An 11703-nucleotide genomic window follows, 5' to 3' on the forward strand; every position below is an offset into this window, starting at 1 on the left:
CATGTCCAGCCCGGGTTGGCACCGGGCTGTGTCAGGGATGCCGAGTAGCGTGGCCGCCATGACGACCCGCACGGAGCGCCTGGACGGCCTGCCGTTCACCCGCAAGCACCGCAAGCTGCTGCTCGGCTCGGGCGTGGGCTGGGCACTCGATGCCATGGACGTCGGCCTCATCTCGTTCGTCATGGCGGCATTGGCGGTCCACTGGTCGCTCTCGCCCACCGAGCTGTCCTGGGTCGGGTCCATCGGGTTCGTGGGGATGGCGATCGGCGCCGCCCTCGGCGGACTGCTCGCCGACAAGATAGGTCGACGCCAGGTCTTCGCCGCCACCCTGCTGGTCTACGGCCTCGCCACCGGCGCGGCGGCCCTGTCGACCGGCATCGCCATGCTCATCGTGCTGCGGTTCATCGTCGGCCTGGGCCTGGGCGCCGAGCTGCCGGTGGCGTCCACCCTGGTCAGCGAGTTCGCGCCCCGCCGGATCCGCGGCAGGGTGGTGGTGATCCTCGAGGGGTTCTGGGCCGTCGGCTGGATCATGGCCGCCCTCATCGGCTACTTCGTGGTGCCGGTCGGCGACGACGGGTGGCGGTGGGCCCTGGCCATCGGGATCATCCCGGCCGCGTACGCGCTGGTCGTGCGATTCGGACTGCCCGAATCGGTGCGCTACCTGGAATCGACGGGCCGCGTCGACGAGGCCGAGCGGATCGTCCGCGACTACGAGGCGTCCGCAGGGGTCGAGCCGCCGGCCGCGCCGTCCACGGCCGCGCCCGCTCATGCCGGCGCCGACGGGGCCGCGTCCGTCGCCACCGGCGCCGCGCTCGCATCGCCCGCCGAGCCCGCCGAGCCCTCCGAGCCCGCCGAGTCCATCTGGTCCGCGCGCCTGCGTAAGCGCACCGCCGCCCTGTGGATCGTGTGGTTCGGGATCAACTTCTCCTACTACGGCGCCTTCATCTGGCTGCCCAGCCTGCTCGTCTCACAGGGCTTCGACCTGGTGAAGTCGTTCGGCTACACGCTCATCATCACCCTCGCCCAGCTGCCGGGGTACGCGGTGGCGGCGTGGCTCATCGAGATCTGGGGTCGGCGGGTCACGCTCGCGGTGTTCCTCACCGGTTCGGCGGTGGCGGCCGGGCTGTTCGGCCTGGCGGACTCCCCGGCCACGATCATCGCCGCCGGCATGGCGCTGTCGTTCTTCAACCTCGGTGCGTGGGGCGCCCTGTACGCGATCGGCCCGGAGCTCTACCCCACCTCGACCCGCGGGTCCGGCACCGGCGCCGCGGCGGCGTTCGGGCGGATCGCCTCCATCATCGCGCCACTGCTCGTGCCGCTCCTGCTCGATCTGGGCGACACCGCGATGGTGTTCGGTGTCTTCGCTGCGGCCTTCGTCGTCGCCGCCCTCGCCGCCTTCACCCTCCCCGAGCGCAAGGGGGTCGCGCTCGAGGACACCTGACCGCGGCCGTCCGGCCCGGATGCGCTGTCGCACCGGGGATGTGACGATAGCGCCGTGACCACTCGCGTGATCGGTGCCCTCGTCGCCGTCCTCGGCCTGCTCGTGGTGCTCGGCGGGATCCTGCTGGGCAGCCTCGGCGTGTCCACGGGCGGCTTCGTGCAGCGAGTGGACTGCGGCACCTACTTCAGCCCCGACTACACCGAGGCCCGCGACAAGGACAACGCCCTCACCTCGCTGAGCTGGAAGGACCTCCTGCGCGGCGAGCGTCCCCAGCCGAGCACGGAGGCCCAGGAGGCGTGCGACGCCGAGCTCGCCCAGCGCCGTGTCCCCGTCCTCGCCTCGCTGGGGATCGGGACGATCATCGTGGCCGTGGGGCTGGGCATGGCACTGTTCCCCGTGGTGGCCGCGGCCCTGGCCAGGCGCGAGGAGCCCGGAGTCACCCACGAGCAGAACGGCGGCGCCCGTGAGCGGGACACCGACCGTGCGGACGGGGTCGGGTAGCTCAGGCGCGGTTCTCCCGACCGTCACCCAGCTCGCGGATCCGCTCGTTCGCCGCGCGCAGTCGGTCCTCACGGGCCTTCTTGTCGGCCTTCTTGAGCTTCTCGTACGTTTCCTCCTCGGAATCCGTGTATCGCAGGATCAGGCGCGGGATCCCCAGGGTGAGCGCCAGCGACGGCCACACGATCCACGCGTACTGCCAGTCCACGATGATCTGCAGCACGAGGAACGTGACCAACGTCAGCCCCAGCACGACGCCGTCCAGCGACTCGACGAGCGAGCCGCGCTTGCGCAGGTCCTCCAGGTCGGCGTCGGTGCCACGACCGGCGGGCGTCACCGCGACGGCGGGGGACGACGACAACGACGACGACGGCGACGACGACGAGGAGACCTCCAGTTCCCCACCGGAGGCAGCGGCCGAGTGCACGATCATGCCGTCCACCGAGGTCAGCGGCGTCCCCCCGGGCAGGTCGGCGAAGGAGCCGCGCAGCTGGCCGAGGGTGCGGGACGCGGCCACATCGCCGGAGCGGGCGTGGAACTCGGCGTCGTCGAGTCGGCCGGACGCGTAGTGGTCGCCGAGCGCCATGAGGGCGTGCAACCGCTCGGCGTCGGAGAGGAGCAGGTCGTCCGGGTCGGTCATGGGCTCAACGCTAGGACGGCCCGGCCCCCGACGCCATAGGGGACCGCCCTGATCCGCGTCGTGGGGCGGGGAGAAAGCGGGGTGACCGTGTCACATCCGGTGGTGCTCGTGCGTCGAAGAGACATGAGCACACCACGACACAGCACCGAACAGCGCAAACAGGTCAGTGCGGGCGCGATGGCGCCCATGCTGGCACTCGAGGCCTACTCGCGGGCGCGGGTCTCGCGGGAGGACAGCCACCTCATCCGGCTCCGAGTCTCCGCGGTGAACGGCTGTCGCTACTGCCTGGCCATGCATCGACGAGACGCACGCAAGGACGGCTGGAGCCAGGCCCGGATCGCGGTCTCCGAGAACTGGCGCGCCCACGCTGAGGACCTGTCCCCGGCCGAGCGGGCGGTCCTCGCGTTCGCGGACACCGTCACCCACATCGACGGCGAGGACTCCGTGCCCGACGAGCTGTGGGACGAGGTGGTCCGCCACCGGGGCGGAGGTGGGGCTGGACAGCTGGTCATGGAGATCGTCACGATCAACGCATGGAACCGGATAGCGATCGCCACCCGCAAGGACCCGGCGACGCTGCGCGGTCTCGTCCCGAGCGACCTGGAACCGGCGACCCGGCCATGACCGTGGCCCCGCCCGCGCCCCCCGCGGCCGGCACCGCGCTGGCGGACCGCGCCGCGCTGGAGCGGGTGCGGGGCCGACTGCTCGGGGTGGGCTACCGCATCACCGGGACCTGGGCCGACGCCGAGGACGCCGCCGACGAGGCGCTCGCGCGGTGGGTGGCGCTCGATCCGGCGTCCGCGCCCCGGAACGTCGACGCGTGGCTGACCACCGTCGCGACCCGGCTGTGTCTGGACCGGCTGCGCCGGCGCAAGCGGGAGGACTACGTGGGCGAGTGGCTGCCCGAGCCCGTCGACACCGCCCTGCTGCCGGCGGACTGGGCCGAGCGCCGCGACGATCTGCGGATCGCCGTGCTGCTGGCCTACGAACAGCTGGGCCCGGATGAGCGCGCGGCCTTCGTCCTGCGTGAGGCGTACGAGCTGCCCTACGCGGAGATCGCCGACACCCTGGGCGCGGCCGTGGCCACCGTCCGCCAGTGGGTGAGCCGGGCCCGGCACCGCCTGGCGTCCGACCTGCGTCCACCCGAACCCGCCTCGGACGCGGTGATCTCGACCCTGGTGGAGGCCGTCCTGGCCGGCGATCTCCCGCAGACGATCGCCGCCCTCACCGCGGACGCCCGCGTGATCTCGGACGGCGGTGGCAAGGTCAACGCCGCCCGGCGCGACATCGTGGGGGCCCGCAAGTGCGCCTACTTCCTCATCAAGGCCACGGAACTCTCGGGCGGGATGATCGCGCCCGTCGAGGTCAACGGCGAGTTCGCGCTGGCGGTCCTCGCCCGCGGGGTCCTGCGGGTGGCGCAGGTCGGCGTGGTCGACGGCCAGATCTCACGCCTCTACTTCCACAGCAACCCGGACAAGCTCACCCGGCTCGCACTGCCCGAGGGGTTCGCGCCGGCCGGACGGTCCTAGACCGGCGCCGGCACCCACATCGCCATCTCGCTCCCGGCGGGCTCCCGGAAATGGAAACGACGGCCACCGGGGAAGTCGAACGGCCCGAACGTCACCACGCCGCCGGCGGCCTCGACCCGCTCGCGGGCCTCGTCGAGGTCGGGGACGCGGATCACCATGAGCGGGGCGGGGGACTGCTCGTCGTCGTCCCCCTGCACGCCCACGTCGATGCCCCCGCCGGCCAAGCAGGTGTACGACCCCCCGTACACGGTGGGTTCCCAGCCGCAGACCGTCGCGAGAAACTCGCTCGTGGCGGACATCGAGGTGCTGGGGAACTCGACCAGCGTGATTTCGAGAGGGATCCGTGGCATACCGCCGACGTTACGAGTGTTGACGCCGTTCAGTAACGACTTCGCGCACCAACTGTGGCCGACGCGGCGGCCGGGATTACCCTCTCGGCATGGTCTCGACGATTCCGGGGGTCGTGTCCTCGGGCGCGCAGGCAGCCCGGGCGTTCACCTACAGTTCCCCGGCCCGCTCGGCGCTCCTGGCGTTCGCCGCGGCGATCGTGGTCTTCACGGTGCTGCTGATGATGCCCTGGGCCACCTCCTCGGGAGAGCACGCGCACCTGCACGACGCGGTGTTCACCGCCACCTCCGCCGTGTCGGTGACCGGCCTGACCACCGTTGACACCGCGACCCACTGGTCCACGGCCGGGCAGGTGGTGATCCTCGCGGGCATCCAGCTCGGTGGCCTGGGGATCGTCACGATCTCCTCCCTGTTGGCGCTCTCGGTGACCCGGCAGTTCGGGGTGCGTACCCGGCTGCTCGCCCAGACGGGCGTGTCGGCGGGTGGGCTGGGCGAGGTCCGATCGCTGATCAAGACCATCGTCGTCTCGTCCGCCCTGGTGGAACTCGTCATCGCGCTCATCCTCGCGCCCCGGTTCATCGCCCAGCAGGGCACGTTCGGGGACGGGCTGTGGCGCGCGGTGTTCTACGCGGTGTCGGCGTTCAACAACGCCGGGTTCGTCCTCCACCCCGACGGCCTGGCCTCGGTCGCCGACGACCCGGTCGTGTTCTGGGCGCTGATCTGCGCCGTGTTCCTGGGCAGTCTGGGCTTCCCCGTCCTGTTGGTGCTGTGGAAGCACCAGTGGCACCTGGGACGCTGGAACCTCCACACCCGCCTCACGGTCGAGGTCAGCGTGCTGCTCATGCTCGTCGGCGCACTCGGCTTCGCCGCGCTCGAGTGGAGCAACGGGGCCACCCTCGGTGGCGAGGGCGTGGTCGACAAACTGCAGCACTCGGTATTCGCCTCGGTGATGATGCGCTCCGGGGGCTTCGCCATCATGGACCCCGTCGACACGACCGCGTCGACCATGCTCATCACCGACGCCCTGATGTTCGTGGGGGGCGGTTCGGTCTCGACCGCCGGCGGCGTCAAGGTCACCACCCTGGCCGTCATCTTCCTGGCCTTCCTCGCCGAGGCCCGGGGCCGGGAGGACGCCACGGCACACGGCCGCGCGCTGCCCACCTCGTCGATCCGGGTCGCGGTGTCCGTGGCCGGGATGGGTCTCACGCTGGTCGCCGGCTCCGCCCTGGCCCTGATGATCCTCACCGGAGAGGATCTCGGACGCCCCCTGTTCGAGTCCATCTCCGCTTTCGCCACCTGCGGGTTGAGCTCAGGTCTCAGCGCTGAGCTCGAGCCGGCGGGGGTGTACCTTCTGTCCGGGCTGATGTTCGCCGGACGAGTCGGCATCATCACCTTCGCCACCGCGCTGACCATGCGAGCAAAGCGGACCAGGTATCGCCTACCCACAGAGAGGCCGATCATTGGCTGATCGCACCCGCCGCCAGTCCCCAGTCCTCATCATCGGCCTGGGCCGGTTCGGCGTCTCCCTCGCCACCCAACTCGTCGGACAGGGCCGGGAGGTCCTCGCGGTCGAACGCGACCACGGACTCGTCCAGAGATACGCCGACTCCCTGACCCACGTGGTCGAAGCCGACGCCACCGACCTCGAGGCACTCCAACAGCTCGGGGCCCAGGACTTCTCCACCGCCGTCGTCGGCGTGGGCACCTCGATCGAGTCGTCCGTGCTGGTCGCGGTGAATCTCGTCGACCTGGGGATCGAGCAGGTCTGGGCCAAGGCGATCAACCAGGCCCACGGCAAGATCCTCACCCGCATCGGATGCGACCACGTGGTGTTCCCCGAGCACGACGCCGGCGTCCGCGTGGCCCACCTGGTGGCCAACCAGATGATGGACTTCATCGAGTTCGACGAGGACTTCGCCATCGTCAAGATGCGGCCACCGCGGGACGTCATCGGCAAGTCGATCGACTACTGCCACCCACGCAAGCGTCACAAGGTCAACATCGTCGGCATCAAGGCACCGGGCACCCCGTTCCAGTACGCCCAGCCGGAGACCATCATCGGCGCGGACGACGTCATCATCGTGTCCGGCCACGTCCGCGACCTGGAGCGGTTCGCCGACTTCTCCGAGCGCAAGAGATAACCAGCGCCGGGCGCCCGGCCCCTGCACGCGTGCCCCGGATCAGCGGCGTGCGGCGTCCCAGCGGGCGAGCAGGTCGGCGGCCGCGGCCCGCGGGTCCGCGGCGGCCATGATCGACGAGACCACGCAGACCCCGTCCAGCTCGGTCGCGGCCAACCGCGCGACGGTCAGGGGCGTGACCCCGCCGATCCCCACCGCGCGGATGCCCGCGTCGGCATCGCCGGGGACGCCCCCGGGTCGGCGGTAGGAGTGCGCGGCCCGGGCCAACCGGTCCGCACCGGCGGGACCGAGCGCGTCGGCGGTGTCTGTCTTGGTAGCCGTCGACCACACCGGGCTCACCCCGATCACGTCCGGCGCCGGTCCCGGCCCCGTCGTCGCCGCCGCCAACTGCGCGTCCGACTCGATCGACAACCCCAGCATCAGCCCGTCCGGCAGCGCCGCGCGGGCCGCCGCGAACGGCACGTCCCGCTGGCCGATGTGCAGGTGCAGTCCCAGCTCCCGCGCGACGTCGAGACGATCGTTGACGAACACCGGCACGTCACGGCCCGTCTCGGCGCACGCCCGCGCGACGGACTCCGCGACGGCGGCGGCGTGCGTGGCGAACTCGTCGTCGTCGCACTCCTTGTCCCGCACCTGGACCACACCCACCCCGCCCAGCACCGCCTCGTGGGCGATCCCCGGCACCGCGTCGCGCCCGCCGCCCAGGTGGGGATCGGTCACCAGGTAGAGGCGCCAGTCGACGCCGGCGCCGCTCACGCCTCCGACACCGTGACCAGGCCCGCGATCTCCTCCGGGGTCAGCGTGTACAGGGCGTCGAGCCACGCCACGGCGAAGCTGCCCGGACCCGCCGCGGTGCGTCCGGCGACCGTCCCCGCGGCGCCGGCGTGGGCGTGAGCGGCGACCACCGCGTCGTGGTCCGCGATCCCGGCCGACCGCGCCGCCCCGAGATAGGCCGCCGTGAGCGCCCCGAGGGCGCAGCCGGTGCCGATGACCTTCTGCAGCAGCGGGTGACCCGACTCGACCCACGTGGTGCGGGTGGGAGGCGCGGCCTCGCCGAGGTGGCCGGGGCGCTGGGTGACGACGAGGTCCCGCGGCCCCGTCACGGCGACCACGGCCCCCGATCGGGCCGAGAGGTCCCGGGCAGCGGACTCGGCGGCGAGGACATCCTCCGTGGAATCCACGCCCCGGCCGCCCGCCCCCGTGCCGGCGAGCGCGATGGTCTCCGACGCGTTCGCCCGGATCGCGGCGGGCCCGGCCTCCAGCCAGTCGGTGGCCAGCCCCGTCCGCAGGACCAGACCGCCGACCGCCACCGGGTCCAGCACCCACGGGGTGCCGGCGGCGCGGGCGGAGGCGATCGCGGCGTGCATGCCCTCGACCTGCTCGGCCGTCGGGTTGCCGACGTTGATGAGCACGCCGGCGGCGATGGCGGCGAAGTCGGAGGCCTCGTCGGGGTGGTCGACCATCGCGGGCGCCGCCCCGGCGGCGAGCAGCACGTCCGCGGTGATCTGCCGGACCACCGAGTTGGTCAGGCAGTGCACGAGCGGGCCGGTCTCGCGCATGACGGTCACGAGGCGGGCGAGGTCGACGGGACGGCCGGCGGGGCTGTCGGGGCTGTCGGGGCGGTCAGCAGCGGGGGACATGCCCCCCAGTCTGCCGCCCCCGCCCGGGCGCCAACAGGAATAGCCTGCCGGGGGCCCGGGTTGCACGGGGCATGACCTCCCCCGAGACCAGCTCCCCCCAGTCCAGTGCCGCCCTGCCTCTGTCCGTCATCGACTTCGCGACCGTCCGCCCCGGCCAGAGCATCGGGGAGGGACTGCAGGATTCGGTGGCGCTGGCGCAGAAGGCGGAGGAACTGGGCTACGAGCGGGTCTGGTACTCCGAGCACCACAACATGCCGTCCATCGCCTCCTCGGCGCCGGCGGTACTCATGGCGCACATCGCCTCGCAAACGGAGCGGATCCGGCTCGGCTCCGGCGGCGTGATGCTGCCCAACCACTCGCCGATCGTGATCGCCGAGCAGTTCGGCACCCTCGCCGAGCTACACCCCGGACGCATCGACCTCGGCCTGGGGCGCGCCCCCGGCACCGACCCGCAGACCCTGCGTGCGCTGCGCCGCGAACCGTCGGCGGCCGAGAACTTCCCCGACGACGTCCGCGAGCTGCAGGCGTTCCTCGGCGACTCGCCCTCCGACTTCGCCCGCACGCGCGGGATCGCGGCCATCCCCGGGCGGGGCACCAAGGTGCCGCTGTACATCCTCGGTTCGTCCCTGTTCGGCGCGCAGCTCGCCGCCGCCTACGGGCTGCCGTACGCGTTCGCCTCGCACTTCGCGCCCGACGCCCTCGAACAGGCCTCGCAGGTCTACCGCGAGCGCTTCCAGCCCAGCGAGCAGCTGGCCGAGCCGTACATGATCGCCGCCGTCAACGTGGTGGCCGACGACGACACCGAGCGGGCCGAACGCGAACTGCAGTGGTACCGCCGCCAGCGGGTCAAGCTCATGGCCGGCCGCGGACGCGAGTTCTCCGACGAGGAACTCGACATGATCATGGAGTCCGCCGGCGGTCGCCAGATCCTGCACATGATCCACTACACGGCGGTCGGCGACGGGCCGGCGGTGCGCGAGTACCTCACCGACTTCGCGCGCACGGCGGGGGCCGACGAACTGATGATCGCGCCGGTGGGATCGACGGTCGAGCGGATCCACGGCTCCCTGGAAGTGTTGCGCCGCGCCTGGAGTGACTGACGCCGGTCGGATCGGGTGCCCTTGATCACGAAAGCAGGGCGGCCGGACCCGCAGCCGTAGCCGCGGGCACCCGAACCGGCCTATCCTGAACTCATGGCGATCTCCGATGTCGGCGAATACGCCCACCTCAGCTCCGATCAGATAGAGGAGCTCGGGCGGGAGCTCGACGCTGTCCGCGCCGAGGTCATCGCTTCCCGGGGGGAGCGCGACTACCGCTACATCCACAGCATCATCAAACTCCAGCGAGGCCTGGAGTTCGGTGCCCGCGCGCTGCTGTACTTCGGCGCCCGCAACCGCACTGTCTGGGCGCTCGGGACCGGCACCCTCGCCGTGGCCAAGATCCTCGAGAATATGGAACTCGGCCATAACATCATGCACGGCCAGTGGGACTGGATGAACGATCCGGAGATCCACTCGACCAACTGGGAATGGGACCTCGTCGGCAGCTCCGCCGACTGGAAGCACACCCACAACTACCTGCATCACAAGTACACCAACATCGTCGGTGTGGACGACGACGTGGGATTCGGCGTCCTGCGCGTGACCCGGGACATCCCCTGGGAGCCCCGGTTCGCCGGGAACGTCCTCGTCAACGCGGTCCTCATGCTCGGCTTCGAGTGGGGGATCGGCCTCCAGGCAGTCGACACGGCCGACGCGTTCGACCGCGACGCGTCCCCGGCCGACCGCCGCCGCGCCCGCGCCTTCCTGCGCAAGGCCGGCCAGCAGATCCTCAAGGACTACATCCTCTTCCCGGTGCTCGCCGGACCGAGCGGCCGCCAGGCCCTCACCGCCACGATCACGGCCAACATCATCCGCAACATCTGGACCAACGCCGTGATCTTCTGCGGGCACTTCCCCGACGGTGCCGAGAAGTTCACCATGGACGACATCGAGAACGAGACGCAGGCGGAGTGGTACCTGCGGCAGATGCTCGGCAGTGCCAATCTCGACGGCGGCCCGGCGATGAACCTCATGTCCGGCAACCTGTCGTTCCAGATCGAGCACCACATGTTCCCGGACCTGCCGTCCAACCGGTACTCGGAGATCTCGCTCAAGGTACGCGAACTGTGCGAGCGATACGACCTGCCGTACGTCAGCGGGCCGCTGTGGAAGCAGTACCTGCAGTCGTGGCGAACCATCGCGCGGTTGTCACTGCCGGACCGTTTTCTCCGCCGCACCGCCGACAACGCCCCGGAGACCCGCAGCGAGAAGATGTTCGCCCTCGGGCCGCGCATGCCCGGTCTGGCCACCGCGCTGGCCGGGGTCCGGAAGGGACGCGCCCACCAGAGCCGCTGACCCCCGGTGACAGAATGACCGCATGTCGCTGACGAGCATGTTGGAGGCCGCCGCGCGCGGCGGGACCGTCGAGGTCGAGCAGGGTTGGACGCAGGGCAGGGCGATCTTCGGGGGCCTGACCGGCGCCCTGCTGCTGGCCGCGATGAAGGGGTGCCTGCGTAGTCGGGATACCGGAGACGGCTCGGCCCCCGTCGTCCACCCGCTGCGGTCGATCACCGTGTCGTTCATCGGCCCCGCGACGACCGGCCCCGTTGAGGTCGACGCCGAGATCCTGCGCGTGGGCTCCAACGTCGTCCAGTGCCAGGCGACCGTTCGGCAGGAGGGCGCGATCGTCGCGACCGCGCTGGCCGCCTTCGGCAAGCACCGGCAGTCGTCGATCTCGGTCGCGCCCGCCCATCCGATGCCGGCGCTGGGCGATCCGACGGCGATCGAGGCGTTCCCCTACATCGAGAAGCTGACGCCGGAGTTCTACCGGTTCGTCGAGCTGCGGCAGGTCGGCGGCCAGTTGCCGTTCTCCGGTTCCGAGACGGCCGACCTGTCCGGGTGGGCGTCACTGCGCGAGGCCCCGGAGCGGTTCGACGAAGAGCATCTGGTGGTGTTGGCCGACGCGTGGCCGCCAGCTCCCATCCAGATGCTCGACGGCTTCGCGCCCGGCAGCAGCCTGACGTGGACGCTGGAGCTGATCGCCGAGGTGCGCCCGGAGGCGTTCCCGGCCGAGTCGATCCTCGGCTACGCCGCCGCCACCGATGCCGCCCGCGACGGCTACGCGCACACCCACGCGATGCTGTGGCGGCCGGACGGTGAGCTGGTGGCGATCAGCCGGCAGACCATCACAGTCTTCGGCTGACCGGCGCCCCAACGCCAAATCCGCTACTCGAAATCCGGATCGGCGGTGATTGTCAACCTGTTGTGAGTCATTCAGGCGGCGATGAGGGTTGCGGCGATTGGTGGGATCGTCAGTCGTGAGCCGTCGTTTGCCAGGTTGATCGTGACGGTGGTGTTCGGGGTGGGGATCTGGGGTCGTTTGCGGTAGCGGCCCGCGTGCTGGCGGTAGTGCTCATCGAGCCTGGTCT

13 protein-coding genes are annotated in these 11703 nt (G+C 71.2%); 9 read left to right on the forward strand and 4 right to left on the reverse strand.

The window, feature by feature from the left end; all coding sequences use genetic code 11:
- Positions 1-58: 58 nt before the first annotated feature.
- Positions 59-1441 carry an MFS transporter gene (locus tag J1M64_RS18180; RefSeq protein WP_206475102.1) on the forward strand — a complete coding sequence of 461 codons (1383 nt, stop codon included), beginning with the start codon at positions 59-61 and terminating at the stop codon, positions 1439-1441.
- 54 nt (positions 1442-1495) lie between these two features.
- Positions 1496-1942, forward strand: coding sequence for a hypothetical protein (locus J1M64_RS18185; RefSeq protein ID WP_206475103.1), 447 nt, complete (start codon positions 1496-1498; stop codon positions 1940-1942).
- 1 nt (position 1943) lies between these two features.
- Here J1M64_RS18185 and J1M64_RS18190 read toward each other — a convergent pair whose 3' ends face one another.
- Positions 1944-2579: a DUF1707 domain-containing protein gene (locus tag J1M64_RS18190; RefSeq protein WP_206475104.1), complete on the reverse strand. Its 636-nt coding sequence runs from the start codon at positions 2577-2579 to the stop codon at positions 1944-1946.
- A 123-nt stretch (positions 2580-2702) separates the two neighbouring features.
- Here J1M64_RS18190 and J1M64_RS18195 point away from each other — a divergent pair, with 123 nt between their 5' ends.
- Both J1M64_RS18195 and J1M64_RS18200 read left to right on the forward strand, forming a co-directional pair.
- Positions 2703-3203 carry a carboxymuconolactone decarboxylase family protein gene (locus tag J1M64_RS18195; protein ID WP_241261751.1) on the forward strand — a complete coding sequence of 167 codons (501 nt, stop codon included), beginning with the start codon at positions 2703-2705 and terminating at the stop codon, positions 3201-3203.
- Positions 3200-4108 carry a sigma-70 family RNA polymerase sigma factor gene (locus J1M64_RS18200; protein ID WP_206475105.1) on the forward strand — a complete coding sequence of 303 codons (909 nt, stop codon included), beginning with the start codon at positions 3200-3202 and terminating at the stop codon, positions 4106-4108. The genes J1M64_RS18195 and J1M64_RS18200 overlap by 4 nt, the downstream gene beginning before the upstream one ends.
- On the opposite strand, the gene J1M64_RS18205 is transcribed toward J1M64_RS18200, so the two are convergent.
- Entirely contained in the window at positions 4105-4458 is a 354-nt protein-coding gene (locus tag J1M64_RS18205; RefSeq protein WP_206475106.1) for a VOC family protein, read from the reverse strand. The two genes, J1M64_RS18200 and J1M64_RS18205, sit on opposite strands and share 4 nt — an antisense overlap.
- A gap of 89 nt (positions 4459-4547) precedes the next feature.
- On the opposite strand from J1M64_RS18205, the gene J1M64_RS18210 reads away from it, so the two are divergent.
- A complete protein-coding gene (locus J1M64_RS18210; RefSeq protein WP_206475107.1) occupies positions 4548-5924 on the forward strand; it encodes a TrkH family potassium uptake protein in 1377 nt (458 codons plus the stop codon).
- Complete coding sequence (locus J1M64_RS18215) at positions 5917-6597, forward strand: TrkA family potassium uptake protein (protein WP_206475108.1); 681 nt, start codon at positions 5917-5919, stop codon at positions 6595-6597. Before J1M64_RS18210 ends, J1M64_RS18215 begins: the two co-directional genes overlap by 8 nt.
- A 39-nt stretch (positions 6598-6636) precedes the next feature.
- On the opposite strand, the gene J1M64_RS18220 is transcribed toward J1M64_RS18215, so the two are convergent.
- Together J1M64_RS18220 and thiM are read right to left on the reverse strand one after the other, a co-directional pair.
- Positions 6637-7350 (reverse strand): thiamine phosphate synthase, encoded by a 714-nt coding sequence (locus J1M64_RS18220; RefSeq protein ID WP_206475109.1) that lies wholly within the window; start codon positions 7348-7350, stop codon positions 6637-6639.
- A complete protein-coding gene (thiM, locus tag J1M64_RS18225; protein ID WP_241261762.1) occupies positions 7347-8153 on the reverse strand; it encodes a hydroxyethylthiazole kinase in 807 nt (268 codons plus the stop codon). Before thiM ends, J1M64_RS18220 begins: the two co-directional genes overlap by 4 nt.
- 152 nt (positions 8154-8305) lie before the next feature.
- Here thiM and J1M64_RS18230 point away from each other — a divergent pair, with 152 nt between their 5' ends.
- The 3 genes from J1M64_RS18230 (at position 8306) to J1M64_RS18240 (ending at position 11477) form a co-directional block, all read left to right on the forward strand.
- Positions 8306-9334, forward strand: a complete 1029-nt coding sequence (locus J1M64_RS18230; protein ID WP_154830143.1) for an LLM class flavin-dependent oxidoreductase — start codon at positions 8306-8308, stop codon at positions 9332-9334.
- Between the two features lie 93 nt (positions 9335-9427).
- The gene (locus J1M64_RS18235) at positions 9428-10630 is read left to right on the forward strand and encodes an acyl-CoA desaturase (RefSeq protein ID WP_154830144.1); all 1203 of its coding nucleotides are present in this window, start codon (positions 9428-9430) and stop codon (positions 10628-10630) included.
- A 22-nt stretch (positions 10631-10652) separates the two neighbouring features.
- Positions 10653-11477 (forward strand): thioesterase family protein, encoded by an 825-nt coding sequence (locus J1M64_RS18240; RefSeq protein WP_206475111.1) that lies wholly within the window; start codon positions 10653-10655, stop codon positions 11475-11477.
- The last annotated feature ends 226 nt before the right edge of the window (positions 11478-11703 follow it).

The sequence above is a fragment of the Dietzia sp. KRD202 genome (genome assembly GCF_017168155.1).
Taxonomy (GTDB): domain Bacteria; phylum Actinomycetota; class Actinomycetes; order Mycobacteriales; family Mycobacteriaceae; genus Dietzia; species Dietzia kunjamensis.

Bases quoted from the DNA above. Each gene is read 5' to 3' on its own strand.
- J1M64_RS18230 (WP_154830143.1), top strand. From the start codon at position 8,306: ATGACCTCCCCCGAGACCAGCTCCCCCCAGTCCAGTGCCGCCCTGCCT.
- J1M64_RS18195 (WP_241261751.1), top strand. From the start codon at position 2,703: ATGAGCACACCACGACACAGCACCGAACAGCGCAAACAGGTCAGTGCG.
- J1M64_RS18240 (WP_206475111.1), top strand. From the start codon at position 10,653: ATGTCGCTGACGAGCATGTTGGAGGCCGCCGCGCGCGGCGGGACCGTC.
- J1M64_RS18235 (WP_154830144.1), top strand. From the start codon at position 9,428: ATGGCGATCTCCGATGTCGGCGAATACGCCCACCTCAGCTCCGATCAG.
- J1M64_RS18190 (WP_206475104.1), bottom strand. From the start codon at position 2,579: ATGACCGACCCGGACGACCTGCTCCTCTCCGACGCCGAGCGGTTGCAC.
- J1M64_RS18210 (WP_206475107.1), top strand. From the start codon at position 4,548: ATGGTCTCGACGATTCCGGGGGTCGTGTCCTCGGGCGCGCAGGCAGCC.
- J1M64_RS18200 (WP_206475105.1), top strand. From the start codon at position 3,200: ATGACCGTGGCCCCGCCCGCGCCCCCCGCGGCCGGCACCGCGCTGGCG.
- J1M64_RS18205 (WP_206475106.1), bottom strand. From the start codon at position 4,458: ATGCCACGGATCCCTCTCGAAATCACGCTGGTCGAGTTCCCCAGCACC.
- J1M64_RS18180 (WP_206475102.1), top strand. From the start codon at position 59: ATGACGACCCGCACGGAGCGCCTGGACGGCCTGCCGTTCACCCGCAAG.
- thiM (WP_241261762.1), bottom strand. From the start codon at position 8,153: ATGCGCGAGACCGGCCCGCTCGTGCACTGCCTGACCAACTCGGTGGTC.